Consider the following 26118-nt stretch of genomic DNA (forward strand, 5'->3'; position numbering starts at 1 on the left):
AAGCAGGGCAATAATCGACCAAACTTTAACCGTAAGAGGCCAGTCTGGACCGGCGCACCGGTCCGACACAGATAAGAAGGAGCACCAACGTGCCTTCATTCTCGAACACACTTGAGCAGTCCATTCACGCAGCGCTCGCGCTGGCCAACTCGCGTTCGCATGAATTCGCCACGCTAGAGCATCTTCTTCTGGCGCTTGTTGATGAACCTGACGCCGCCCGCGTGATGAAGGCCTGCAACGTCGATACCGAAGAATTGCGAACCACATTGGTGGAATTCATCGACGACGATCTGGCCAACCTTGTCACCGACATCGACGGCTCCGAAGCAGTGCCCACCGCCGCCTTCCAGCGCGTGATCCAGCGCGCCGCCATCCACGTCCAGTCATCAGGCCGCACCGAAGTGACCGGCGCGAACGTGCTGGTCGCGATCTTTGCGGAACGCGAATCAAATGCCGCCTATTTCCTGCAAGAGCAGGAAATGACCCGCTATGACGCGGTCAACTTCATCGCCCATGGCGTCGCCAAGAACCCGGCATACGGCGAAAGCAGACCCGTAACCGGCGCTTCGGACGACCACGAGGAAACCTCCTCGACCGAGGCCCCTCCGGGCGAGGCAAAGGAATCGGCGCTGTCGAAATACTGCGTCAACCTCAACGACAAATCCCGTCACGGTGACATCGATCCGCTGATCGGCCGCGCCTCAGAGGTTGAGCGCTGCATTCAGGTGCTCTGCCGCCGCCGCAAGAACAACCCGCTTCTGGTGGGCGATCCCGGCGTGGGCAAGACCGCCATCGCCGAAGGCCTCGCACGCAAGATCGTCGCCGGCGACATCCCCGATGTCCTGGCAAAGACCACGATCTTTTCGCTCGATATGGGCGCGCTGCTGGCCGGCACCCGTTACCGCGGCGACTTTGAGGAACGACTCAAGGCCGTCGTGACAGAGCTTGAGGCGCATCCTGACGGCGTCCTCTTCATCGACGAAATCCACACCGTGATCGGTGCCGGGGCCACATCCGGCGGCGCCATGGATGCATCGAACCTGCTGAAGCCCGCGCTTCAGGGCGGCAAGCTGCGCACCATGGGCTCGACCACCTACAAGGAATTTCGTCAGCACTTCGAAAAGGACCGCGCCCTGGCGCGCCGGTTCCAGAAGATTGACGTCAACGAACCCTCCGTGCCCGACACGATCAAGATCATCAAAGGCCTCAAGCCGTACTTCGAGGAGCATCACGGTGTGAAATACACCGCCGATGCGGTCAAGACGGCTGTCGAACTCTCGGCCCGCTACATCAACGACCGCAAGCTGCCGGACAAAGCCATCGATGTGATTGACGAGGCCGGCGCCGCCCAGCATCTGCTGCCGGATTCCAAGCGTCGCAAGACCATCGGCACCAAAGAGATCGAGGATGTCGTGGCCAAGATTGCCCGAATCCCGCCAAAAAACGTCTCCAAGAACGATGCAGAGGTGCTTCGTGACCTCGAGGCGTCGCTCAAGCGGGTCGTTTTCGGACAGGACGACGCCATCGTGGCCCTCGCCTCGGCGATCAAGCTGGCCCGTGCGGGCCTGCGCGAACCCGAAAAGCCCATCGGCAACTACCTGTTCGCCGGGCCGACCGGTGTGGGCAAGACCGAAGTGGCCAAGCAGCTGGCGGATTCGCTGGGCGTGGAACTGCTGCGCTTTGACATGTCCGAATACATGGAGAAACACGCTGTTTCCCGCCTGATCGGCGCGCCTCCGGGCTATGTCGGCTTTGATCAGGGTGGCCAGCTCACCGACGGTGTGGATCAGCATCCGCACTGTGTGCTTCTGCTGGACGAGATGGAAAAGGCGCACCCGGATGTCTACAACATCCTGCTTCAGGTCATGGACCACGGCTCGCTGACCGATCACAACGGGCGCACGGTGGATTTCCGCAATGTTATCCTGATCATGACCTCGAACGCCGGCGCCATCGAACAGTCGCAGGCGGCCATCGGTTTCGGCCGCGACCGGCGCGAAGGCGAAGATACCGCCGCGATCGAACGCACCTTCACGCCTGAATTCCGCAACCGTCTCGATGCGGTGATCAGCTTCAAACCGCTGCCCAAATCCACCATCCTGCGTGTGGTCGAAAAGTTCGTCCTCCAGCTCGAGGCGCAACTGATGGACCGCAACGTGACCATCGAACTGACCGATCCGGCGGCCGCATGGCTTGCCGACAAGGGCTATGACGACAAGATGGGCGCACGTCCCCTCGGCCGCGTGATCCAGGAACACATCAAGAAGCCGCTGGCCGAAGAACTGCTTTTCGGCAAGCTGATGAAGGGTGGCGTGGTCAAGGTGGTCGTCCGCGACGGCAAGCTGGAACTCGACATCGAAAGCCTGCAGAACCCGCGCCTGTCGGGCAACAAACCGCCGCTCCTGACTGCCGAATAACCCGGGCACAGGCACGCCCCGAATCTGACAACCTCCGCCGCGCCCACCGCGGCGGAGGTTTTGTTTCTACTGCCGAAAAAAGTGTGGAAAAAACGCGGCGGCAGCGCTCATGCCGCCCCGCGAACCAACCGCAGCCTTCTATGGCAACCTTGCACCACACGCAGCGCTGCGCGCACAGGCAACCGCACCGGGTCGGCCCCGTGACGCTTGCGCTTCTTCGCTTTCCAAACACGCCAAGACGGCCTGCCCACCCTTGGGAAAACCATCGCTACTTTTCGGTGAATTTCAACTCGATCCGGCGGTTCTGCGCACGGGCCTCGGGCGTGTCTGCCGGGTTCACCGGCTGATACTGGCCAAACCCGTTTGCCGCCAGCCGCGTCGGGGGGATTCCAAGGAAATCAATCATGTAGCGCACAACTGACAGGGCCCGCGCCTGGCTCAGCTCCCAGTTATCGGCGAATGCGCCAAAGCCCGACAGCGGCACGTCATCCGTATGCCCGTCCACCCGGATCACCCAGTCGATGCCTTCGGGGATGGCGTCCGCAACCGACTTCAGGATCGCCGCCACCTTGGCCACCTCGCCCTGACCGGCGTCCGACAACGTCGCGGACCCCAGCGGGAACAGCACTTCAGAGGAGAAGACGAACCGGTCGCCCTCAATCCGCACGCCTTCCTGATTGCCCAGCACATCCCGCAGCCGACCAAAGAATTCCGACCGGTAGCGTTCCAGATCCTGCGTCTGCGCCTCCAGCACCTCGGTTTCCGCCTCCAGCCGCTTGCGCTCGGCCTCCTCAAGCAGCCGCCGCTTGCGTTCTTCCGCAGCCACCCGCGCCAGTGCGGTGTTCAGGTCCGACCCAAGGTTCTGCAACTGCACCTGCGCCGCCGCGTCACTGTCGCGCGCCTCGTCCAGCAGCCCCTGCAAGGACGACAATTGTTCGCGTAGCGCCGCCACCTGCCGGTTGAGCAGTTCCGTCTGCTTCTGCGCTTCCGTGGCCCGCGCCGCCTCCGTGCTCAGTTCTTCCCGCGCCGTTGATAGCAGCGCCGCCCGCGTCTCGGCCTGCGTCAGCGCCGTTTCGGCCTCGGCCTCAGCCGCCCGCCGCGCCGCCAGCGCCACCGTCAGCTGCTTGCGCACCTCCTCGGCATCGCTCTCGACCGACAGTTTTGCCGCCAACGCCGCTGCCAGCTTCTGCTCCAGTGACTGCGAATCGCCCGTCTGCTCGGCCAGTTGCGCCTGTGCCGCCGCCAGCTGCTGCCGCAGATCGGCCAATTCGGCATCCCGCTCCTGCCCGGACGCCTGCGCGTCGCGCAGATCCGTCTCGGCCTGCTGGGCCTGCACCAGCGCCTCGGCCAGACGCGCCTCAGTATCCGTCAATTGCCCTGCCGCAGCGTTTGCCTCGGCCAGCTGATCCTCAAGCGACGCAACCCGCGCCGCGCGATCCTCGCCCTCGACCAGCGCCGCCGCCAGCCGCGAATCCAAATCCGCTTCGGCCTTGCGCGCCGCCGCCAGCAGCGTCAGCGTTTGCTCGGCCCGGGACCGCTGTTCCTCAAGCGACAGCGTCATCGCCGTCAGCTCCGCGTCCGATGCCTCAAGCCGCTCGCGCAGCACCGCAGCCGCCTCGGCCTCGGCCAGCCTCTGCGCCTCTTCTTCCGTCAGGGCCGCGCCCAGTTCCGACACCCGTTCGGTCAGCGCGCCGACCTGAGATGTCACATCGGCATTCTTGGCCCGCAGATCGGCAACCAGCGCATCCAGCGCCTCGCGCCGGGCCGCAGCCAGCCGCGCCGCTTCGGCCTGGGCATCGACCTCGCTGCGTGCGGTGGCCAGCGCCAGATCCAGCGCCGCCTTTTCATCCGTCAGGGTCGCGCGCGCCTGTTCAAGGTCCGCCAACCGCGCCTGCGCATCCCACTGTTCCGCAAGCAGCCCGGCCACCTGTTCCTCGAACGACGCGATCCGCGCACCCGCACTCTCAAGCTCTGCCGCCTGCCGGTCGCGGCTCGCGGTCAGCGTCGAAATAAGATTGGCCTGTTCCGCCAGCCGCGATTCCCGCGCATCCAGCGTGGCCTGCACCTCGCCCAATTCATCGCTCAGCGCCGTGTTCTGCCGTTTTTCAAGGCCCAGCGCCTGCGCAATCGCCGACAACTCGCCCGACAGCGTGCTCAGCTCGCTTTCCTGCCCGGTGATCGTCTCGCGCAGCACGAACTGCACCACCATGAAGATGGTCAGCACGAACATCAGCACCAGCAGCAGCCCGGTCATCGCATCGACGAATCCCGGCCAGATCGAATGCTGAAAACGTGCCCCGGTGCGGCGCGAAAGAGCCATGGCCTAGCTCTCCTGACCCGGTTTCATCACACGGGGGCGCGGCACCGCGGGTGCGGCGGGCGCGCTCACCTGTCGGCCCATCTGCGCCAGCACGCGGCTCAGCGCAGAAATATCGGTGCGCAGCTCGGCCATGCTTTCCTGCCGTCCGGCGCTGATTTCTTCCAATATCCGCAGCATCTGCACGTCGATCGACCGCAGCCGCATCCGGCTTTCGGCGTCCAGCCCTTCAGAGGCCTCCTTGCGCGACAGTACATCAATCAGCCGTTCCTGCCCGTCAGCAATCCGCGCCAGCGCGTTGGACGACGGCGCCGTCGCCTCCATCCGTTCGGTCATCCGCTCGACCGCATCGGCCAGTTGGCCCAGACGCGCATCGACTTCGGCACGGCCCTCTTCAGAGCGGGCAAAGATGCCTTGCAGCACCTCCATCTGATCCGCCATCGCGTCCAGTGCGATGGCCGCGCCGCCCATTTCGCCGGTGCTGTCGCCATCGGCAAACCCCAGCCGGGTGATCGAACTCAGCCATTCCTCAAGCTCGCGGTAGAACCGGTTCTGCCCGTGACCCGCGAACAACTCCAGCAGACCAACGATCAGCGACCCCGCCAGACCCAGCAATGACGAGGCAAAGGCCACGCCCATGCCGCCCAGCTGGTTTTGCAGACCCTCCATCAGGCGCGAAAACACCTCAACGCCGGATTCGCCCTCTTTCGGGACCAGCGACTTGATGGTTTCAACCAGCGCCGGCACCGTGGTCGCAAGACCGTAGAAGGTGCCCAGAAGGCCCAGAAAGATCAGCAGACTGACGATATACCGCGTGATCTCACGCTCTTCGTCGATGCGCTGTGCCACGGATTCAAGGATCGACCGGGTTGAACTGGTCGCAATCTGCATCCGCTTGCCGCGCGTGCGCAGCAGCGTCGCAAGCGGCGCCAGCATCTGCGGCGCCTGCGTACCCTTTTCCCGGTCCGCGGCGAAACTCTCGATCCAGCGGACCGAGATGATCAGTTGCGCCACCTGCCAGAAACAGGCGATCACGCCGATCAGAAAGACAAGAAAGATGAACCCGTTGAGGTAGGGGTTGGATTCAAAGATCGGCAGGACGCGCGGCAGCGCCATCATGCCGCCAATGCCCGACAGCACGAGCACCGCCAGCATCAGCACGATCTGACGCACGGGTTGCGAGAAATGGGGGTCGGCCGTGAGGTCCGGCTTGTCCATGCGGACCGCTCCTGACGCTGGAATTGCTAAGGTTTTTCAGAGCAGACCCTATGACCTATCCCCAGACAAGCCAAGCGGTTAAGCGCCGAGAACCTGCACGCGCTCGCTCAACCATTGCAGTTCTGCATCGGGAATGCCCAACTCGACCAGATGTCGGGTGGTATTGTGCAGATATTCGGCATTCGGGCCACGCCCGCCGACGGCACGGGCGATGATCTGCGCCTGCTCTTCCAGCGGCAGACCGCCGCAATACTGCACATGCGCGGCGTCGATCACATAGGTCACCGCCTCCACATCGCGCCCGTCCCGCAGGCGCACCTGCAGCACCCGTTCAACGTAGGCGGAAGAGATCAGTTCGCGTTCGCGCAGATAGTCCAGCGTCGCATCCTCGTGCCCGCCTGCAACCCGCAGCGCCAGCCCGTCACAAACGGCATCGGCATGCTCATCAAGCGCGAGCACCAGCCCCGGCGCCTCTTCGGTGCCCCGGTGGTGGATCGAACGCATGCAAAAACTGCGCGCATAGCCCGGCAGGGACGCGGGCGCACGTTCGGCAACCTCGAACCCGGGGTTCCACAGCAGCGATCCATATCCGAAAACCCACATCACCATCATTCTGGCCCTTCTCTGACGGGGGCTGTAAACACCAATCAGACAGTTTCCGAAAGGGGTCCAGCACCATGAAACGGCTACTCTTTGTCATCATTCTGGCGGGTCTCGCCTGGTCCGGCCACTGGTTCTGGTCCGCGCACCAGCTGCGCCAGCAAACCGCCGCCTGGTTCGACGCCCGCCGCACCGCCGGGTGGGAGGCGCAGTATGGCGACCTCACGGTCCTCGGATTCCCCAACCGTCTGGATGCGACCCTTACCGACGTCACCCTTGCCGATCCCGCGACCCGGATCACCTGGCAGGCGCCGTTCCTTCAGATCTTCCGGCTCGCTTACAAACCGAACCACCTGATCCTGATCTGGCCCGACGATCAGACCCTGACCACGGCCACCGGCACCACGCGGATCACCGACACGGGCATGCGCGCCAGCCTGATCCTTGACGGCGACGCCCTGCTGCGCAGCAATCTGGAATCCGAAAGCCTGAGTTTCGCCGCGCCCTCGGGCACGCTGGCGCTGGCTGGTGTCACCGGTGCCTTCACCCATATCGACGGTCCGACCTACCGCCTTGCGCTGAACGCCACCGGTATTGCCGACAGTGCAGCGGCCCTTGCCGCACCCAACGCCAGCGGTCTCAGCGTCGATGCCACCGTGACCTTTGACCAGCCGCTCACCAAGGCGTCGCTGACCGGCCCCCGCCCGCACCCCGTCCAGATCGCGCTGCGCCTTGCAGAATATCGCCTCGGGGCGCAGTCGCTGAAGCTCTCCGGCGATCTCACGCTGGACGATCAGGGCCTTGCCACCGGCACCCTGTCTCTACAGGCGACCGACTGGCCACAGATGCTGACGCTGGCGCGTGCATCCTCTGGCCTGCCACCCGCCCTATTCGCACCGCTGGAACAGGCGCTGACCCTGTCCGGCAACCTCAACCGCACGGATGGCGCACGCGACCTCACCCTCCGGGTCAACGACGGTGCCATATCCATGGGGATGATCCAGCTGGGCCGCATCCCCCCGCTGCGCCTGCCCTGATTATTTTGTAAGCACACCAACAATAATTCTGACCAACGTTTCCCGCAGTCATACAACTTATGCTTGCATGCCTCCTGCGAACCAGAAACAACTTGCCACAAAACAGGAGGCTCAAATGTCAGACGCGCTCAGCACCCGCATTGTCGAAAAACGCGACGACCTGATCGCGCTCACACAGGATCTCATCCGCATCCCCACGCTGAACCCGCCGGGCGCGCACTACGACACGATCTGCGCATTCCTTGAAAAACGCCTCTCGCCCCGGTTCGACTGCACCCTTGTGCGCGCGACAGGCACCCCCGGCGACAGCGACCGGCACCCGCGCTGGAACATCGTCGCCCGCGTCACAGGCACCCGCCCAGGCCCCTGCATCCACTTCAATTCGCACACCGATGTGGTCGAGGTCGGCAAAGGCTGGACCCGCGATCCCTTTGGCGGCGAACTGGACGGTGACAAGATCTACGGCCGCGGCGCCTGCGACATGAAAGGCGGCCTTGCCACCTCGATCATCGCCGTCGAAGCCTTTCTGGAACAGCACCCCGATTTTGCCGGTGCCATCGAAATTTCCGGCACGGCGGACGAAGAATCCGGCGGCTACGGCGGTGTTGCCTACCTTGCCAAAATGGGCTGGTTCAACCCCGAACGGGTGCAGCACGTGATCATCCCCGAACCGCTGCAAAAGGACCGCATCTGCCTTGGTCACCGCGGCGGCTGGTGGGCCGAGATCGAGACGAAAGGCGAAATCGCCCACGGCTCCATGCCCTTCCTTGGCGACTGCGCCGTGCGCCACATGGGCGCGGTCCTGCAAGCGTTCGAAGACACGCTATACCCCGCCATGGCCGCGCGGCACACCGACATGCCCGTGGTGCCCGAAGGCGCGCGCAGTTCCACCATGAACATCAACGCCATCCACGGCGGCCAGCCGGAAAATCCGCCCGATTACGACGGCCTGCCTGCCCATTGCGTGCCCGACAGCTGCCGCATCACCATCGACCGCCGCTTCCTGATCGAAGAACCGATCGAGTCGGTAAGCGCCGAAGTCATCGCCCTGCTCGACAACCTCAAATCCAACCGCGCAAATTTCGACTACACGATCACCGAACTCAACCGCGTGATCCCCTCGATGACCGACCGCGACGCGCCCATCGTCACCACGGTCACCCAGGCGATCCGCGACACACTGGGGCAGGAACCGACCTACGTCGCCTCGCCCGGCTCCTATGATCAGAAACACATCGACCGCATCGGCAAGCTCAAGAACTGCATCGCCTACGGCCCCGGCGTGCTGGAGCTGGCGCACAAACCGGACGAATGGATCGGCGTGACCGACATGCTCGATTCCGCCCGCGTGATGGGCAGAACACTGGAATCGCTGCTCCTGCCCTGACGCGGCGCCCCCCTTCATCTGCCCAGAAATATCCCGGGGGAGGCGCCGACAGGCGGCGGGGGCAGCGCCCCCCTTTCACCGCCGCAGTCAGCGCGACTCAGCCCACTGCGATATTGTCGATCAGCCGTACCCCGGCCAGCCATGCGGCGGCCAGCAGCCGCGCGGGCCTGTCCACGGTGGTCATCAACGCCAGATCCCCGCAGGCCCGCAGGTCAAGATAGTCCACCCCGGTAAACCCCGCCCGCGTCAGGCGTGCCTCGGCCACGGCGCGCAGGGCATCGTGATCGCCCCCCGCCAGCAGGCCACTGGCCATCTCTTCCATCGCGCGGTGCAGCTCGGGTGCCCAGACGCGGGCGCGATCCGACAGCAGCAGGTTGCGCGATGACATGGCAAGGCCGTCTTCCTCGCGGATGGTCGGGCAGCCCACCACCTCGACCCCAAGGTCCAGATCCCGCGAAAGCCGGGTCACCACCTGCAACTGCTGGTAATCCTTTTCGCCGAAATAGGCGCGATCGGCCCGGGTCTGGGTGAACAGCTTGGTCACCACCGTCGCCACGCCATCGAAATGCCCGGGCCGGTTGGCACCGCACAAAACATCCGTCAGCCCCGCGACCGACACCGTCGTGCAGAACCCATCGGGATAGATCTGATCCGGGTCCGGCACATAAACGGCATCGACGCCAAGCGGCGCCAGCCTGCGGGCATCCGCGACCTCGGTCCGGGGGTAATTCGCCAGATCCTCGGGCGAATTGAACTGCTTGGGGTTCACGAAAATCGTCACGATCACCCGGTCACACCCGGCCTTGGCAGCGCGCACCAACGACAGATGCCCGTCGTGCAGCGCGCCCATGGTCGGCACCACACCCACGGTCTGCCCCGCGCGTTTCCATGCGTCGACTTCGGCGCGCAGCTCGGTCAGCCTGCGCACAATCGGCGCGCTCATGCCTTTTTCCCCGGTGCAGCGTCACCAAAGACATGTTCAGGCCCCGGAAACTGCCGGGCGCGCACCTCTGTGGCATAGGCGGCCACGGCCAGTTCGGCCTGCTCGCCCAGATCGGCGTAGCGTTTGACGAACTTCGCCTTGAACGCGGTGAACAGCCCCAGCATGTCATCCACCACAAGGATCTGCCCGTCACATCCCGCCGAGGCACCGATCCCGATGGTCGGAATCTCGACCTCAGCCGTGATCAGGTCCGCCAGCGTTTCCGGCACCTTTTCCAGCACGACCGCAAAGGCACCCGCCCGTGTCACCGCCCGGGCATCGGCCAGCAGCGCCTCACCGGCGGCACCGCGCCCCTGCACCTTGTAACCGCCCAGCGTGTTGATCGACTGCGGCGTCAGGCCGATATGCGCCATCACCGGAATGCCGCGCCGCACCAGAAAGGCAATGGTTTCCTCCATCGCCACGCCGCCTTCCAGCTTGACCGCCCCCGCCCCGGTTTCGGCCATCACCCGGGCGGCATTGCGGAACGCCTGCGCCGGGCTTTCCTCGTAGGATCCGAACGGCATGTCGACCACCATCATGGCATGGGACAGCCCGCGCCGGACCGCCTGACCGTGCAGGATCATCATTTCCAGCGTCACGCCCAGCGTCGAAGGCAGCCCATGCAGCACCATCCCGACCGAATCCCCGACCAGCACGAAATCGCAATGGGCGTCCATCACCTGTGCCATCGGCGTCGTATAGGCGGTCAGCGACACCAGCGGCACGCCCCCCTTGCGGGCACGGATATCATCGGGCAGCGGTGCGGATTTGCGGGCGGTTGCACTCATCTCGGGACTCTCCTCATGACCAGGATGCGCGCTGCATCTACCAAACCCGACGCCCCGCCGCCAGCACTTCACCCGCGCAGAGCGCTTGAACGCAACGCCATTTCATCCGACAGTCGGTGCAACCGGCGCCGCCGACGCGCCCCATTGCAGGAGTTGACGCCGAATGAAACGCCGGACCCCGACCGCCACTTTGGCACGCGCCTTTGGCGTGACCCTCGCCCTTGCCACCGCCGCCCATGCCCAGCAGACCGACCTTACCATCGCGTTGCAGCTGGAACCGCCTCACCTTGACCCCACCAGCGCCGCCGCCGGGGCCATCGACTCGGTGCTATACGCCAATGTGTTCGAAGGTCTGACCCGTTTCGCCCCCGATGGCAGCGTCATCCCCGCGCTGGCGACCAACTGGGAGATCAGCGCCGATGGCCTGACCTACACCTTCCACCTGCACCCCGGCGTGACCTTCCATGACGGCACCACCATGGACGCCGAAGACGTGAAATTCAGCCTAGATCGCGCCCGCGCCGACGACAGCGTAAACGCGCAAAAGGCCCTGTTCGCCGATATCGCCGATGTCACCGTGACCGACGCCCAAACCGTCACCATCACCCTTGCGCAACCCAACGGCGCCTTCCTGTTCAACCTTGCATGGGGCGATGCCGTCATCGTGGCCCCCGAAAGCATCGACAATATCAAGACCGCGCCAATCGGCACCGGCCCCTTCAGGTTCGACAACTGGCGGCAGGGCGACCAGATCACCCTGACCGAATACCCCGGCTACTGGGGTGACAAACCCGCCCTGACCAGCGCGACATTCAAATTCATTTCCGACCCCACCGCCGCCTTTGCCGCCATGATGGCACAGGATATCGACGCCTTTGCAGGCTTCCCCGCCCCCGAAAACCTGCCCCAATTCGAGGCTGATCCACGTTTTCAGGTCCTCGTCGGCAGCACCGAGGGCGAGACGATTCTGGCGATGAACAACAAACAGCCCCCCTTTGACGATCCAAAGGTCCGCGAGGCCGTCGCCCATGCCATCAACCGTCAGGACGTGATCGACGGCGCGATGTTCGGCCTTGGCACCCCTATCGGCACACACTTTGCGCCGCACAATCCCGACTATGTCGACCTGACCGCGCAATCCGCCTATGACCCCGAACTGTCGCTGCGCCTGCTTTCTGATGCCGGCCTGCCGGACGGCTTTACCACCACGCTGAAACTGCCGCCGCCCTCCTATGCCCGGCGCGGTGGCGAAATCATCGCCGCCCAGCTGCGCGAGGTCGGCATCCAGACCGAAATCACCAACCTCGAATGGGCCCAGTGGCTTGAGGAAGTCTTTCGCGGCCACGATTTCGGCCTGACCATCGTCAGCCATACCGAGCCGATGGACATCAACATCTACGCCCGGCCGGATTACTACTTTCAATACGACAACCCGGCGTTTCAGGACCTGATGACCACGCTGAACACCACCACCGACGCGGCGGCGCGCTCGGATCTGCTGCGTCAGGCCCAGACGATGATCGCCGACGATTACGTGAACGGCTACCTGTTCCAGCTGGCCTATCCCACCGTCGCCGATGCCCGCCTGCGTGGTCTGTGGCTGAACCAGCCGACACAGGCGACCGATCTGACCGGCGTCAGCTGGGCGGAATAACGCCCGCCCGCAAAGCGGCACAAAAAAAAGCCGGAGCGCGAAGCTCCGGCTTTCGTCGGCATCATAAAGGTCCGGACTCCTCTTCCATTCCTTCTCGCACGCCGAAACTTTTCCCGGACCCGCAAACGCCGTGGCGCCACATTCAGATCTGGGTGGACTGCCCCCCGCGTTTCAACGTACTGACCAAACCGGTCCTTACAAACACAAAAACCAAACAAGCGCGCTGCTATCTGGCGGAAACAGTTCCGTTTACATTTCGATCACATTTTGGACATGTTCACGACATTCTGTCAAAATAAAACTCATCTGGCAGACAATTAAATTCTATGATGCTGTTGTTACTTGCCATTCGGTGCAAAATATTTGTCCAAATGCACTAGGCTTTGGCATCCGTCGCCGCCCAGCGCATCATTTACCGGCATGACCTGACGCGATCGACAGCCCGGCACCTCCCATGATCACCGACCCACTCATCAGCCGCTCCGCGCGTTGCACCGCCTGTCCTGACAGGTTGCCCACGATTCGCGACCAGCCTGCTGGCGGCTCTCCCGCGCCCTCATCCAGCACGGCCAACCCATACGCACAGCCATACGGGAACCATACGCTTTCCATACGCGTGCCATACGCCGATTTCCGCCTCTGGACCGCCCTGCGGTTGCGCCCTAACGTGCCGACATGCTGCGCTATGCCCTCTCGCGTTTGACCTCTCTTGCGATCAGCCTCGCTGTCGCCTCCGTGGTCATTTTTCTGGTGGTAGAAGTGGCCCCCGGGGACCCCGCCAGCTACATGCTCGGCATCAACGCGCAACCTGACACACTGGCGGCGCTGCGTAGCGAACTTGGCCTCGATGTCCCTAAAATAACGCGTTATTTCAACTGGGTAACCGGAATGCTCGCGGGTGATTTCGGCATGTCCTACACCTATCGCACCCCAGTTTCGCAGATGATTTCAGACCGGCTTTGGGTCTCTTTGCCGCTCGCGCTTTATGCCTTGGGGCTGGCCGTGCTGATCGCCTTTCCCGCCGGTGTCCTTGCCGCCGCCCGCCGCGGAAAAACAAGCGATATCAGCGTGATGGCCGCCACACAGCTCGGAATTGCCCTGCCGAATTTCTGGTTTGCCATGCTTCTGGTGCTGTTCTTCGCCATCAACCTGCGCTGGTTCAGCGCCGGCGGCTTCCCCGGATGGTCCTATTTTCCCAGCGCAATCAAGGCGCTAACGCTCCCCGCCGTGGCGCTCGCCCTGCCTCAGGCCGCTATCCTGACCCGCGTGCTACGTTCCGCCCTGCTCGACACCCTGCACGAAGATTACATCCGCACCGCCCGCGCCAAAGGGCTCACCCGCCGCCAGACCCTGTGGCGGCACGCCCTGCGTAACGCCTTGATTCCAGTGCTAACTATCATCGGATTGCAGTTCTCATTCCTGCTCGCCGGGGCCATAATCATCGAACAGGTTTTCTACCTCCCCGGCCTCGGACGCCTCGTTTTCCAAAGCATCAGCCAGCGCGACCTGATCGTTGTGGAATCCGTGGTGATGCTGCTGGTATTCGCAGTGATCCTGGTAAATTTCCTCGTCGACCTCGCCTACGCCGCCGTCGATCCCCGCCTGCGTTCCCGCGCATGAGGCTCTCTCTCGCCCTCGGCGCCACCCTCACCAGCCTGTTTGTCGGCGCCGCTCTGCTGTCCTTTATCTGGACCCCGTACGGTATCACGGGTGTGAACATCGCCGCCCGCCTGCACTCCCCGGACATGTCTAACCTCTTGGGAACAGACCATTTTGGCCGTGATCTTCTCAGCATGATCATGGTCGGTGCGCGCACCTCCATTGCCGTGGCGCTGATTGCGGTCGGCCTTGGCATGGGCCTTGGCGTGCCCCTTGGCCTGACTGCCGCCGCCCGGGCAGGCGGTTGGCTGGACGAGATCGTCATGCGCGGCAACGACCTGATCTTTGCCTTCCCCAGCCTTGTCATCGCCATCCTGATCACCGCCGTTTTCGGCCCCGGTGCGGTGAATGCGATCATCGCCATCGGGATCTTCAACATCCCCGTCTTTGCCCGCCTCACCCGGGGCGGCGCCCTGTCCCTGTGGCAGCGTGATTTCATTCTTGCCGCCCGTGTCGCAGGCAAATCCGCAGCCCGGATCAGTGTCGAACACATCCTGCCCAACCTTGCCAACCTGTTGATCGTGCAGGGAACCATCCAGTTTTCGCTGGGCATCTTGGCCGAGGCGGGCCTGTCCTATGTCGGCCTTGGTGCCCAGCCGCCGATCCCGTCCTGGGGGCGTATGCTGGCCGATGCCCAGACCATGGTGGCCATCGCGCCGCATGTGGCTGTGATCCCCGGCATGGCCATCGTTCTCATGGTTCTGGGCCTCAACCTCCTGGGCGACGGGCTGCGCGACGCGCTCGACCCGCGCCTGCGGGGGCGGAAACCATGACCCTGCTGAACATCCGCAACCTGTCCCTGTCCATCCACGGCACCCCGATCCTGCGCGACCTTTCCGTCAGCATCGCCCCGGGCGAGATCCTTGCCCTGACCGGCGAATCCGGTTCCGGCAAGTCGATGACTGCGCTGGCCACCATGGGGCTGCTGCCGCAGGGTGCTGAAACCACGGGCGAAATCGCCCTCAACGGCACGGACCTTTTGCAACTCAGCGAACCGCAGATGTGCAACCAGCGTGGCAACACGATTGGCATGGTCTTTCAGGAACCGATGACTGCGCTGAACCCGCTTCAGACCATCGGCCATCAGGTTGCCGAAACGCTTCGCCTGCGCCGCAATGGCGAGGCGCCGATGACACCCGCAAGCGCCAGGGATTTGGTGCGCGACACGCTCACCCGCGTTGGCCTTCCGCCCGAAAAGGTCCCGCTGACCCGTTTTCCGCACGAACTCTCGGGCGGGCAGCGGCAGCGCGTGGTGATCGCCATGGCCATCATCCGCCGGCCCGCCCTGCTGATTGCGGACGAGCCGACAACCGCGCTAGACGTCACCACGCAGGCGCAGATACTCGATCTGCTGCGCGACCTTGTGCGGGATTTCGCGATGGGGCTGATGATGATCACCCACGACCTTGCCGTGGTCAGCCAGATTGCCGACCGGATCGCCGTGCTGCGCAAGGGCGAAATCGTCGAACAGGGCCTTACGGACGATGTGTTCCGCCAGCGCCGTCACCCCTACACCCGCGCCCTGTTCGCAGCGTCCCGCCACCGGGCGCAGCTTTGCGATGTGCCCGTGCACGAACCGCTCCTGCGTGTGCAGAACGTCAGCCGCGACTACCCGATGAAACGCACGGGTCTGTTTCAGCCGCGCCCCCGGTTTCGCGCGCTCAAGGATGTCAGCTTTGATATCCGGCGCGGTGAACGCCTTGGACTTGTTGGCGAAAGCGGCTCTGGCAAGTCCACGCTGACGCGCGCCATGCTTGGCCTTGATCCGGTCAGCGGCGGCCAGATCACCCTTGATGGCAGACTGATCGACGTGAACAACCCCGCGACCCGCCGCAAGATGCAGGTCGTCTTTCAGGACCCTTACAGCAGCTTCAACCCCCGCCACCGCGTCGCCCGCCTGATCAGCGAACCCTTCCACCTGATGGACGACGCCCCCACCGCGGCCGCCCGCGACGCCGCAATTGCCGAAGTGCTGACAGCGGTCGACCTGTCACCGTCAGACGGGGCCAAGTACATCCACGCGTTTTCCGGCGGGCAGCGCCAGCGCATCGCCATCGCCCGCGCCCTGATCACCCGCCCCGAACTCATCCTCTTTGACGAGGCTGTTTCGGCCCTTGATGTACGGGTCCGTGCACAGATCCTGGACCTGATCGCAGACCTGTCGCGGCGCTATGGCCTCAGCTACCTGTTCATCAGCCATGACCTGTCGGTCGTGCGCGGCATCACCGACCGAGTGATGGTCATGCAGGCTGGTGAGATCGTCGAACAGGGGCCCACAGATCAGGTCTTTGATGCCCCATCGCATCCCTACACCCGCAAACTGATCGCCGCCGCCCCGCGCCTGCCTGCCTTTGGTGACGAGGCTCTATCGACAGATAGGGGCATGACATGAGCCTTCCGAGCAAGACGCCCATGACTACCCCGGTCCGCATCAAACTCCTTGGGGCCAACATATCTGACATCAGCGCGGCGTCACCCGCCGGGCTCTTGCGGGCCGCCCCTCCACCCGCCTTGCTGCGGCGGCGGAACAACCACCCAGTTCTGAACCGGAAAGGTCCGACATGCATCCCGGCCCCCTGAACCTGATTACAGATGTCGCTGGCCTTCGGGTCGGCAATGCGCAGGACGCCGGGATAAACTCGGGAACCACCGTGCTGACCGCTGACGCCCCGTTTGCCTGTTCCTACGCCGTTCTGGGCGGTGCCCCCGGCACGCGTGAGACGGACCTGCTGGAACCCGACAAATCCGCGCCGGGGGTCGATGCGCTGGTCCTGTCCGGCGGCAGCGCCTTTGGCCTTGCCGCAGCTCAGGGGGTGATGGACGCCCTGCACGCAGCGGGTCGCGGCTTTGCTGTCTACAGTGCCCGCGTGCCTCTGGTTCCGGCGGCGATCCTGTTTGATCTGTTGAACGGTGGTCACAAAAACTGGTCTGAAAACCCCTACCCTGCCTTGGGACGGGCGGCACTGGCAGCGGCGGACCATAGGTTTGCAATTGGCAGCGCAGGCGCGGGGATGGGCGCGCAAACGGCAATGCACAAAGGCGGGCTTGGCTCGGCCTCAATCGTGCTTGACGGTGGTATTACTGTCGGCGCGCTGGTGGCTGTCAATCCTCTGGGCAGCGTCACCACACCGTCCGGCCGCCATTTCTGGGCTGAGCCCTTTGAAATCGACAAAGAGTTCGGTGATCTGGGTCCTGATCCGGCGCGCGGCTTGCAGGCGTTACCGGACAGTCGCAAGTCCGCCTCGATGGCGGCGCTTGGCAACACCACCATCGGCATTGTCGCGACCGATGCACTGCTCGACAAGGCGCAGCTGAAGCGGATGGCCGTCGCGTCGCATGATGGAATCGCACGCGCCATCGTACCGGCGCACAGCCCACATGACGGCGACCTGGTCTTTGCCGCCTCGACCGGGGCAGTGCCGTTGACCGCCCCGCCGCAGCAATTGACGCAGATCGGGCATGCCGCTGCCCTGTGCCTGTCCCGCGCCATCGCCCGCGCTGTATGGGAAGCGACGCCCATGCCCGGGGATCTGCTGCCGACACTGCGGCAGGAACTGGGCCTGATCTGAAAGCCTTTGCGCCATCTCAGTCATCGCGGCGGTGCTGTCGGCGGGAGTATGTTCAGGCAGAGCAAGGGGAGCGGTCAGCGCAGGATCGGCGGTTTCTTCGGATCAGAGCCGGGAGCGGATGGGGTTTGGATATTAGCCGACGAGGGTTGCGGCAAATCGAAACGCAGGCCGACACGCGCCAGTTTTGCCGTCAGCGGATCACTGTCGGCAAGAAAGACAACGTCCAGCGCGCCAGCCTCGATCCCGGAAAACACCAGCGCTTCGTTCACGGCCCGCGCCAGTGCCGCTTCTGCCCCGGGGGCCGTGCCGGTCAAACCCAGCAGGTGGCCACGGCTTTCATCGTCATAGATCACTGCGGCAAGATACGCCTTGCGCGCCAGCCCCGCAGCGAGGCCGAGCTTGGTATCCAATGCGGTGATCAGACTGTCCGGCAGGCCCTTTGGGGTCAGTACCTCGACCGGACGCGCCTCTGATTCCTCGGGGCCTTCGCCAAGCGTCTGGGCCAGCCAGTCCACGGCCGATGCCGGGATCAGGATCGATGACGGAGCGACTTCGAGGTTCAGGCCAAGCCCAATGTCCTGCCCTGCCAGCATTCCCGCAATTGCGCGCCCCGAAAGCGCCGCATAGGCCGCGGCACGCGAGGTGAAAGCAGTGAGCCGGTCCTCGCGGTCGAAGACCAGAACGAAGCGGCTGTCGGAGACTTCGAACAACTCGGGCGTGACATTGTCACCTGTTGGTTCCTGGGCCAGAAGAAGGAAGAGTTCACCATCCGCCAAACGTTCATAGAACTTCAGACGCGCCGAAGAATCCTCGGGCGCGGCCTCCATAGCGGCGTGGGCGGCATCCAGCGGCGTCTCTTCGATCATCACGTTTCTCCAAATGCAGACAGTGCCCGGCGCGTGGGTCGGGCGACCCATAGCTATTGAACCGGTGGCGGCGTGACCATCCGGTATTGCGCCGGGACCGATGCAGCAAGAGGAAGATGTCTGGGCAGATGGTCGCGCCACGGCTTCAGGAACGGCTTGTGTCAGACCGGTGAGGCGCTGATGACTGCGATCCCTGACATGTCGAACAGGCCGATATTTGGCGCGGAAGAATGCTGGAACGGCGTCACCGCTGCCTGCAAAATGAACAGGTGGCGGGCTCTTTTCCCCTGAGGACGTCTTGAACTTGTGACCCGATAGTTGGCGGTCTATGGTCCTCCTGTGCCCCCGGGACACGACGTCGGGGGCTGTCATGGTATTTGCGCGTGTGCCACAATGTTGCCATTGAATTCAGTCCATTACAGGCCAGGAGGCCGTCCCCATGCCCCCCAAATTCGGAACCAGCGGTCTGCGCGGTCTTGTTGTCGAACTGACGGACCAGATCGTAACCGATCATGTACGCGCCTTCCTGTCGGTCTGCGATGTGGGGGATACGCTTTTTGTCGGCCATGACCTGCGCGACAGCTCACCGGCTTTGGCGGCGGTGGTCACCGACGCGGCGCTGGATGCCGGTGTAAATGTCGTATCCTGCGGGGCACTGCCTACGCCGGCTCTGGCACTGGCAGCCCTCAATTTGGGGGCTGGGGCGCTGATGGTCACTGGCAGCCATATTCCCGCAGACCGCAACGGGCTCAAGTTCTACACCCGCATGGGCGAGATCACCAAAGCCGACGAGACCGGGATACTGGGTGCCCTCGGGCAATCGGCCAAGGGGCTTGTCGCCCGGAATTCCGAGGATCTGCAGGCCACCGAACGCTACCGCGACCGTTTCATTGCCGCCTTTGGGTCCAAGGCACTGAGCGGCACGCGGCTCGGCGTCTATTCCCACTCGGCCGTCGGGCGTGATGTGATGATCGAGATCTTGCAAGGCGTTGGCGCCGAGGTGATTGAGCTGGGTCGTTCGAACATCTTCATCCCCGTCGACACCGAGGCGGTCGATGCCGGGACCCGCGCGCAACTGCGGAACTGGGCTGCTGAACATGGCGTCGATGCGATTTTGTCCACCGATGGCGATTCGGACAGGCCGCTGGTGACCGACGCCACTGGCACCGTCGTTGTCGGTGATGTGTTGGGCCAGATCACGGCGGCGCTGCTTGGGGCCGATGTGGTGGTGACGCCCGTTTCATCGAATACCGGCGTCGACAACGGCGAACGATTTGCCGAAGTCATCCGCACGCGCATCGGATCGCCCTTTGTGATCGCGGCGATGGAGGCGAAGTCCGGCGAAAAGGTCGTAGGCTACGAGGCGAACGGCGGCTTTCTTCTGGGCTATGATGCCAAGGGGCCGACCGGGCCGCTGCCCGCGCTGATGACCCGGGACTGCATGCTACCGATCCTCGGTGCGCTCTTTGCTGCACGGAATGGGGACGGCATCGATCTTGCCGCCCGCGTGGCCCAGGAACCGGCGCGATTCACCGCCGCCGATCGGCTTGAGAATGTGCCGACAGAGCGGTCACAGGATCTGGTGGCGCGGCTGAACGCCGATAGCGCAGTTCAGGACGATCTTCTGGGCCGTCTGAGTCTGGGCCGCGCGGTGGCGCTGGACCAAACCGACGGAATGCGCCTGACCGCCGAGTCTGGCACGGTGATCCACATCCGCCCCTCGGGCAATGCGCCGGAACTCCGGCTTTATGTCGAAGCGGAGTCTCCGGAGCAGGCCTTCGTCACGCTTGAGACAGGTCTCGGAGTGCTTCGTGGGATGCTGGGCGAGTAAAAACCGGCAATACGCAGTTGATTAGAACCATGCCCTGCGGCACCCATCCTTCCCAATGTGCGGCACTTGCCCTCTGTCAGTCTGAAGCAGCGACCGACGCCCCGGCGTCACATCAGGCAGGCAATCTGCACCGCAGCGCGGACGCCGTCGATGATGCGCAGGTTTGTGGCCGCTTCTGCCCGGCTGGGCAGGTCCACCATGCCGGCACAGCCCAGAACGATGCTGTCCACATCATCCTCGCGCGCGGCAGCCGAGATTTCCTCAAGCACACGCAAGGCAGCGGCATCGGCCTCACGCTCAAGGTCCAGCACGGCCACGCCGCTGGCGCGGACCCGTCCCAGATGCCCGGCAAGCCCGTAGGCGTGGATATTTTCCTCAAGCACGGGAACGGAAACCTCCAGCGTGGTCACCACAGAAAACCGCGGCCCAGCCAGCACGGCCATATGATAGGCCGCCTGCCCGATCCCGATCACCGGGCAGTTGGCGATGGCACGCGCCTCGTTCAGGCCGGTGTCGTCGAAACAGCCGATGATCACCGCCCGTGCGCCAAGTTCAGATGCCTTGGCAACCAGTTCTAGCAGCGGAGGAACGGACGCCGCGCCATCCTCAGGCCCCTGAATTGCCGGGGGGCCGTCATGTGACGTCCAGCCCACGATCTTGAAATCTGGGGCCACATCCAAGGCGATGCGCTCCATGGCATCGGTCATGGACACGGTGCTATTGGGGTTGATGAGAACGATCATACCAAGCCGCTGCCTGCATCCGACCCCTTGGCCGCGCGGCGCCGTGTAGCGAACCAGGTGACACAGAGGAACACACCGATCATCAGCAGCGAAAACACCGTGGTCAGCGTGCCCAAGGCGTAAAGCACGGGCGTCGTGACATTGGTCGTCATCCCGTAGATCTCCAGCGGCAAGGTGTTATAGCTGCCCGCGGTCAACAGGGTGCGGGCGAATTCATCATAGCTGAGCGTAAAGCCGAACAGCGCCACCCCGATCAGCGACGGCGCTATGATCGGCAGCACCACATGTCGAAGCGTCTGCCACGGCGTGGCCCCGAGGTCGCGCGCCGCCTCTTCATAGCTTTTGTCGAAACGGTTGAAGACGGCGAACATGATCAGCAGGCCAAAGGGCAGTGTCCAGGTCAGCTGCGCCCCGAATCCGGATGTCGCCCAATGCACCGTCAACCCGGATTGCGAAAACATAAGGCCCACGCCCAGCGAGATGAGGATCGACGGAATCACCAGCGAAGTGATGATGAGGTAAAACAGCACGTTCGAGCCATAGAACCGCTTGCGGAACGCCAGACCACCCATCACCGACACGACCACCGTGGTCACCATCACCATCAGGCCAAGCGCAAAGCTGCGCCGGAAACTGCCCCAGATGTCACCCACCGCCTGCTGTTCGAACAGGTCGCGAAACCAGTGGAGCGAGGTGCCCCGCATCGGAAAGGTCAGCCCGCCGCCCTCACCCTGAAACGACAGGATGCCAATGGTCAGCGTCGGCCCGTAAAGGAACAGCAAGAACAGCGCAAAGATCGCGGCAAGGACGTAAAAGGATCGGGACCGTGGTTCCATTCTACAACTCCTTCCGGATATCGACAAAGCGCAGCATGATGGCGATCACGATCAGAACCGTCCCCAGCAGCACCACCGCTGTCGCCGCCGCCGATGGGTATTGCAACAGGGCTATGTCGTTTGAAATCAACCGCCCCACATTGGCCGACTGACTGCCAGACATGAACCGCACGGTGATGAAATCGCCCATCACCAGCGTGATGACAAAGATCGACCCGATCATGATCCCCGGCTTGCAGAGCGGCACAATGACGTTCCACAGGATCTGCACGCCATTGGCGCCCGCGTCCCGGGCCGCCTCGATCAGGGATTTATCGATCCGCATCATGGTGTTGAAGATCGGCACCACCATGAACAGCGTATATAGGTGCACAAAGGCCAGGATCACGGCAAAGTCCGAAAACAGCAGCCAGTCCAGCGGCTCATCTATCACACCCCACGAAATCAGCGCCGAATTGGCGATCCCGTTACGCCCCAGGAACGGGATCCACGAAATCATCCGGATGATGTTCGACGTCCAGAACGGGATCGTACACAGCAGGAACAGCGCGATCTGCCATGTCAGCGTGCGCACGTGGAAGGCCAGGAAATAGGCCACGGTAAAGCCGATCACAAAGGTGAACGCCCAGGTGATCAGCGCATATTTGAAGGTGTTCAGAAACACACGGTAGGTCACCGGTGACCCAAACAGAAATTCATAATTGTCGAATTCAAAGGCCGGAATGATGGAGAACTCGGTGGCCCGCCAAAAGCTGACGATGGCAATCATCACGATCGGCGCCACCAGAAATACCAGCAGCACCAGCGCCATAGGCGCCGCCTGCAACCAAGCCACAGCCCCCGCTCTCATCCGCCCCATCTGCATAGCTCGCAGGTCCCCTGCTTCTTCTCATTCTAAAATACGCCGGGGTTGCGGGGGCTGACCCCCATTCCGGCACAGGGGCCGGGCACAACCGCCCGGCCCCTGCAATAGTCACATCACGCTGCGATGAATTCGTTCCACTTGCGGACCATGTACTGGTTCTCGTCCATGACCGAATTCCAGCAGGCCACAGCGCCCATGCGTTCCTCGAAAGATCCGCCGTCGCGTGTTTCGCCCGCTTTTGCCAGCGCGTCGCCAAACGGCGAGGTGATAACATCGGTCGCTTCCTTGCCTTCGAACCAATAGCCCCACTCGTTCTCGGACATGTGCTCCTTGGAGGTCGACGGCACGGCCGAATAATAGCCCTGACGCATCAGGAACCCGCCGACCCAACCGTCGAGATACCAGTTGATGTATTCATAGGCTGCATCGCGTTCGAGACCGGTCAGAGCCTTGGACAGGCCGATACCGCCGCCCCACGAACGGTAGCCCTCTTCCAGCGGCTGATAAACACACGGGATGCCCTTGGATTTCACTGCCGTGATTGCGGGCGACCACATCGACTGGATCACCACTTCGCCGGACGCCATGAGGTTCACCGACTCGTCAAACGACTTCCAGAAGGCGCGGAACTGGCCGTTCTTCTTGGCTTCTGTAAAGATGCCAAGGGTCATGTCGATCTCTTCCTTGGTCATGTTGCCCTTGTCTGCATAGGTGTGCTCACCCATCGACTCGACCACCATCGCCATGTCCATGATCCCGATGGACGAAATATCAAGGATCGATGCCTTGCCCTTGAATTCAGGGTTCAGCAGTTCAGACCAGTTCTTGATCGGGCGGCCGATCAGGTCGGGGCGGATGCCCAGCGTGTCGGCGTTGTAGATGGTCGGGATCAGGGTCATCCAACCGGATTCCTCCTGCACGAAATCCTTGCCATCCGGACCAGAAGTAAAGCCGACCGTGTGCGGCGCCGTGCCCTGAGCGATCGTGCTTTCGGGGGTCAGCTTGCCATCACGGAAGATGCCGACGATCTTGTCGTAGTTCTTGATCTTGGAGGTATCCATCGCCTGCAGGTTGCCCGCGGGCCAGACCTTTTTGCAGATGAAATATTCGATGTCGGCGATGTCAAAGCTGTTGGGCTGGGTCGCTGCCCGCTGGGTCACGGAATCCGTATCCAAAGCGGTCATTTCCAGCGTGAAGCCAAGGTCTTCCTTCACCTTCTGCGCCACCTCGTTGAGGTTGGACACACCGGTGCCGAACTGGCGCAGCGTCACATCCTTGATGTTCTGCGCCCAGATCATCGGGGCACCCAGGGTCGATCCGGCAGCAAAGGCGGCACCGCCCTTTAGCACACCACGGCGGGAAATCGGGGTCGTTGTCATGTCTTACTCCTTGTCAGACGTATCGCCGCTTCACGCGGTCAGTTTGTGCAGGTTCTTGGCATCCCAGATCAGACCGACACGGTCGCCCGGGGTATGCGGGTTGGAATAGAACTCGTTTTCGGGCACCAGGGCTGTCAACTCCTGATCCCCGGCTATCCGGGCCAGAACGGACACATGCGTGCCCTGATATTCGATGCCAGTGACATTGGCCTCGACGCCGTTGCCCGGCGCGCCAACGCCGACGGCATCGGTTCGGATGGCGAAATGCCCCTCTGGCAGGGCAACCACGTTGTGACCGCCCATGAATTGCGCAACGAAACGGGTACGCGGAGCATTGAAGACGTCCCGCGCAGGTCCGGCCTGCTCAATCACCGCGTTGTTCATCACGACGACCTCATCAGCCAGGGCAAGCGCCTCGTCCTGACCGTGGGTGACATGCACAAAACTGATCCCCAACTCGCGCTGCAGCTTTCGCAACTCACCGCGCATCCGGATGCGCAGGAACGGGTCCAGCGCCGACAGCGGTTCGTCCAATAGCAAGACCTGAGGACGTGTGATCAGAGCACGGGCCAGCGCCACGCGCTGCTGCTGACCACCCGAAAGCTGGTCCGGCAGGCGCTCGGCCATCGCGGTCAGGTCGACAAGCTCCAGCATCTCGGCCGCCTTGGCGCGGCGTTCGCGGGTATCCACACCCTTCATCTTGAGCGAAAAGGCCACGTTGTCGATCACACTGAGATGCGGAAACAACGCATAACTCTGGAACATCATCGCCGTGCCGCGCTTGGCGGGGGGTAGGTGTGAAATGTCGCGACCGGCCAGATTGATCGCGCCTTCGCTCACCGACTCGTGCCCGGCAATCATCCGCAGGGTCGAGGATTTGCCACAGCCCGACGGCCCCAGCAGGCAGGTGTAACTGCTTGGACGGAAATGATGGTTGATCGCGTCAACCGCAACAGTCTTGCCATAGCGCTTGGTGACGGACACCAGTTCAAGGTCTTGGACAGGTTGGCTCATTTTACCCCCATAATACGATTTCAGTGTAACCGGACGTCCGGGCATCTGTGCAAACAGACTTCGTTGGGGTGGCGCAACCGTGCGCAGGAATGCCCAAAACTACCTCACACCCCGAGCCGTCTGCCTAAATTTCGAACACAATATTGTATACAATCCATTGCCGAACGTCTTCGTCTGTTCCATCGCTTGCCGGTGGCGCAGGATTCTGCAATGTCCCGGTCAGAGATTTGATCATGAACAAACCCCATTCCACACAGCCCCGGACGCTTCACCGTCTTGCTGCCAGCGACCGCGTCGCCGAGGCGCTTTCTTTGGCGATTCACGAACACCGCTTGTCCCCCGGAACCAAGCTGGGAGAGGATGAGATCGGCGAAGTCTACGGCGTTTCGCGCACGATCGTGCGGACTGCATTGCAGTCGCTGGCGCATATCCAGCTGGTCGAAATGCACCGCAATCGGGGCGCGTTCGTCGCACAACCTTCGCAGCAGGAGGCACGCGAAGTCTTTGAGGCACGCGAACTGCTGGAACCGCGCACGGCACACATGGCTGCGGCCCGCGCCACCGCGGCGGATATCGATACTCTTCGCGCGCATATTGCAGAGGAACATGCCGCCATGGCGGCGGGGGATCGCGGTCGTGCACTACACCTGTCGGGCCTGTTCCACATAGAGATCGCCCGCATCGCCGGTCAGACCACCATCGCGGGCTTCGTCGATGAATTGATTGCGCGGTCGTCCCTGATCATCGCGCTGTACTGGCGGCGCGAATCTGCCTTATGTGAAAGCCATGCCCATCACGACCTGATTGAGGCGATTGCCGGGCGCGATGGGCCGAGCGCAGAAGACCTCATGCGCAGCCATCTGGTAGACCTGCATTCCGCACTGGATCTGCATCGCTCTGCCGCGCCGGCCCGATCGCTGAAAGAAGCGCTGCAAAAACCCGGGTCCTGATCC

At 63.1% G+C, this 26118-nt stretch carries 22 protein-coding genes; 10 read left to right on the plus strand and 12 right to left on the minus strand.

The genetic code is table 11. From position 1 onward, the window contains the following. Window positions 1–89 precede the first annotated feature (89 nt). Window positions 90–2417, plus strand: a complete 2328-nt coding sequence (gene clpA, locus CHB75_RS08575) for an ATP-dependent Clp protease ATP-binding subunit ClpA (protein WP_089270122.1) — start codon at window positions 90–92, stop codon at window positions 2415–2417. Between the two features lie 268 nt (window positions 2418–2685). Here the strand turns inward: clpA and CHB75_RS08580 are convergent, their stop codons facing one another. From CHB75_RS08580 to CHB75_RS08590, 3 genes are all read right to left on the minus strand, one after another. Further along, on the minus strand, window positions 2686–4737 hold the full coding sequence (locus CHB75_RS08580) for a peptidoglycan -binding protein (protein ID WP_089270123.1): 2052 nt from the start codon (window positions 4735–4737) through the stop codon (window positions 2686–2688). A 3-nt stretch (window positions 4738–4740) separates the two neighbouring features. After that, on the minus strand, window positions 4741–5952 hold the full coding sequence (locus CHB75_RS08585; RefSeq protein ID WP_089270124.1) for a biopolymer transporter ExbB: 1212 nt from the start codon (window positions 5950–5952) through the stop codon (window positions 4741–4743). A gap of 78 nt (window positions 5953–6030) precedes the next feature. Next, window positions 6031–6561, minus strand: coding sequence for a gamma-glutamylcyclotransferase (locus CHB75_RS08590; protein ID WP_089270125.1), 531 nt, complete (start codon window positions 6559–6561; stop codon window positions 6031–6033). Window positions 6562–6629: 68 nt separating this feature from the next. On the opposite strand from CHB75_RS08590, the gene CHB75_RS08595 reads away from it, so the two are divergent. Together CHB75_RS08595 and CHB75_RS08600 are read left to right on the plus strand one after the other, a co-directional pair. Next, window positions 6630–7589: a DUF2125 domain-containing protein gene (locus tag CHB75_RS08595; protein ID WP_089270126.1), complete on the plus strand. Its 960-nt coding sequence runs from the start codon at window positions 6630–6632 to the stop codon at window positions 7587–7589. 115 nt (window positions 7590–7704) lie between these two features. Continuing rightward, complete coding sequence (locus CHB75_RS08600) at window positions 7705–8976, plus strand: acetylornithine deacetylase/succinyl-diaminopimelate desuccinylase family protein (RefSeq protein WP_089270127.1); 1272 nt, start codon at window positions 7705–7707, stop codon at window positions 8974–8976. A 97-nt stretch (window positions 8977–9073) separates the two neighbouring features. Here CHB75_RS08600 and panC read toward each other — a convergent pair whose 3' ends face one another. Both panC and panB read right to left on the minus strand, forming a co-directional pair. Then, window positions 9074–9919, minus strand: coding sequence for a pantoate--beta-alanine ligase (gene panC, locus CHB75_RS08605; RefSeq protein ID WP_089270128.1), 846 nt, complete (start codon window positions 9917–9919; stop codon window positions 9074–9076). Then, the gene (gene panB / locus CHB75_RS08610; protein ID WP_089270129.1) at window positions 9916–10749 is read right to left on the minus strand and encodes a 3-methyl-2-oxobutanoate hydroxymethyltransferase; all 834 of its coding nucleotides are present in this window, start codon (window positions 10747–10749) and stop codon (window positions 9916–9918) included. Before panB ends, panC begins: the two co-directional genes overlap by 4 nt. 163 nt (window positions 10750–10912) lie before the next feature. On the opposite strand from panB, the gene CHB75_RS08615 reads away from it, so the two are divergent. Then, window positions 10913–12403, plus strand: coding sequence for an ABC transporter substrate-binding protein (locus tag CHB75_RS08615; protein ID WP_089270130.1), 1491 nt, complete (start codon window positions 10913–10915; stop codon window positions 12401–12403). 408 nt (window positions 12404–12811) lie between these two features. On the opposite strand, the gene CHB75_RS08620 is transcribed toward CHB75_RS08615, so the two are convergent. Further along, window positions 12812–13015, minus strand: a complete 204-nt coding sequence (locus CHB75_RS08620; RefSeq protein ID WP_089270131.1) for a hypothetical protein — start codon at window positions 13013–13015, stop codon at window positions 12812–12814. Window positions 13016–13078: 63 nt separating this feature from the next. On the opposite strand from CHB75_RS08620, the gene CHB75_RS08625 reads away from it, so the two are divergent. The 4 genes from CHB75_RS08625 (at window position 13079) to CHB75_RS08640 (ending at window position 17631) form a co-directional block, all read left to right on the plus strand. Continuing rightward, window positions 13079–14023, plus strand: coding sequence for an ABC transporter permease (locus tag CHB75_RS08625; protein ID WP_089270132.1), 945 nt, complete (start codon window positions 13079–13081; stop codon window positions 14021–14023). Beyond that, complete coding sequence (locus CHB75_RS08630; RefSeq protein WP_089270133.1) at window positions 14020–14835, plus strand: ABC transporter permease; 816 nt, start codon at window positions 14020–14022, stop codon at window positions 14833–14835. Before CHB75_RS08625 ends, CHB75_RS08630 begins: the two co-directional genes overlap by 4 nt. Further along, the gene (locus CHB75_RS08635; RefSeq protein ID WP_089270134.1) at window positions 14832–16454 is read left to right on the plus strand and encodes an ABC transporter ATP-binding protein; all 1623 of its coding nucleotides are present in this window, start codon (window positions 14832–14834) and stop codon (window positions 16452–16454) included. The genes CHB75_RS08630 and CHB75_RS08635 overlap by 4 nt, the downstream gene beginning before the upstream one ends. Window positions 16455–16623: 169 nt before the next feature. Beyond that, window positions 16624–17631: a P1 family peptidase gene (locus CHB75_RS08640; RefSeq protein WP_089270135.1), complete on the plus strand. Its 1008-nt coding sequence runs from the start codon at window positions 16624–16626 to the stop codon at window positions 17629–17631. 74 nt (window positions 17632–17705) lie between these two features. Here CHB75_RS08640 and CHB75_RS08645 read toward each other — a convergent pair whose 3' ends face one another. Continuing rightward, entirely contained in the window at window positions 17706–18497 is a 792-nt protein-coding gene (locus CHB75_RS08645; protein WP_089270240.1) for an SseB family protein, read from the minus strand. Window positions 18498–18936: 439 nt separating this feature from the next. Here CHB75_RS08645 and CHB75_RS08650 point away from each other — a divergent pair, with 439 nt between their 5' ends. Further along, window positions 18937–20328: a phosphomannomutase gene (locus CHB75_RS08650; RefSeq protein WP_089270136.1), complete on the plus strand. Its 1392-nt coding sequence runs from the start codon at window positions 18937–18939 to the stop codon at window positions 20326–20328. 107 nt (window positions 20329–20435) lie between these two features. On the opposite strand, the gene CHB75_RS08655 is transcribed toward CHB75_RS08650, so the two are convergent. The 5 genes from CHB75_RS08655 to CHB75_RS08675 form a co-directional block, all read right to left on the minus strand. Next, window positions 20436–21071, minus strand: a complete 636-nt coding sequence (locus CHB75_RS08655) for an aspartate/glutamate racemase family protein (protein ID WP_089270137.1) — start codon at window positions 21069–21071, stop codon at window positions 20436–20438. Continuing rightward, the gene (locus tag CHB75_RS08660; protein ID WP_089270138.1) at window positions 21068–21907 is read right to left on the minus strand and encodes an ABC transporter permease; all 840 of its coding nucleotides are present in this window, start codon (window positions 21905–21907) and stop codon (window positions 21068–21070) included. Before CHB75_RS08660 ends, CHB75_RS08655 begins: the two co-directional genes overlap by 4 nt. Window position 21908: 1 nt before the next feature. Further along, window positions 21909–22772: an ABC transporter permease gene (locus CHB75_RS08665; protein ID WP_089270139.1), complete on the minus strand. Its 864-nt coding sequence runs from the start codon at window positions 22770–22772 to the stop codon at window positions 21909–21911. Between the two features lie 113 nt (window positions 22773–22885). Further along, window positions 22886–24151 (minus strand): ABC transporter substrate-binding protein, encoded by a 1266-nt coding sequence (locus tag CHB75_RS08670; RefSeq protein ID WP_089270140.1) that lies wholly within the window; start codon window positions 24149–24151, stop codon window positions 22886–22888. 30 nt (window positions 24152–24181) lie between these two features. Then, window positions 24182–25165, minus strand: a complete 984-nt coding sequence (locus tag CHB75_RS08675) for an ABC transporter ATP-binding protein (RefSeq protein WP_089270141.1) — start codon at window positions 25163–25165, stop codon at window positions 24182–24184. A gap of 233 nt (window positions 25166–25398) precedes the next feature. Between CHB75_RS08675 and CHB75_RS08680 the strand changes: the two genes are divergently transcribed. Continuing rightward, entirely contained in the window at window positions 25399–26115 is a 717-nt protein-coding gene (locus tag CHB75_RS08680) for a GntR family transcriptional regulator (protein ID WP_089270142.1), read from the plus strand. Window positions 26116–26118: the final 3 nt, after the last annotated feature.

The organism is Puniceibacterium sediminis, assembly GCF_900188035.1.
Classification (GTDB): Bacteria; Pseudomonadota; Alphaproteobacteria; order Rhodobacterales; family Rhodobacteraceae; genus Puniceibacterium; species Puniceibacterium sediminis.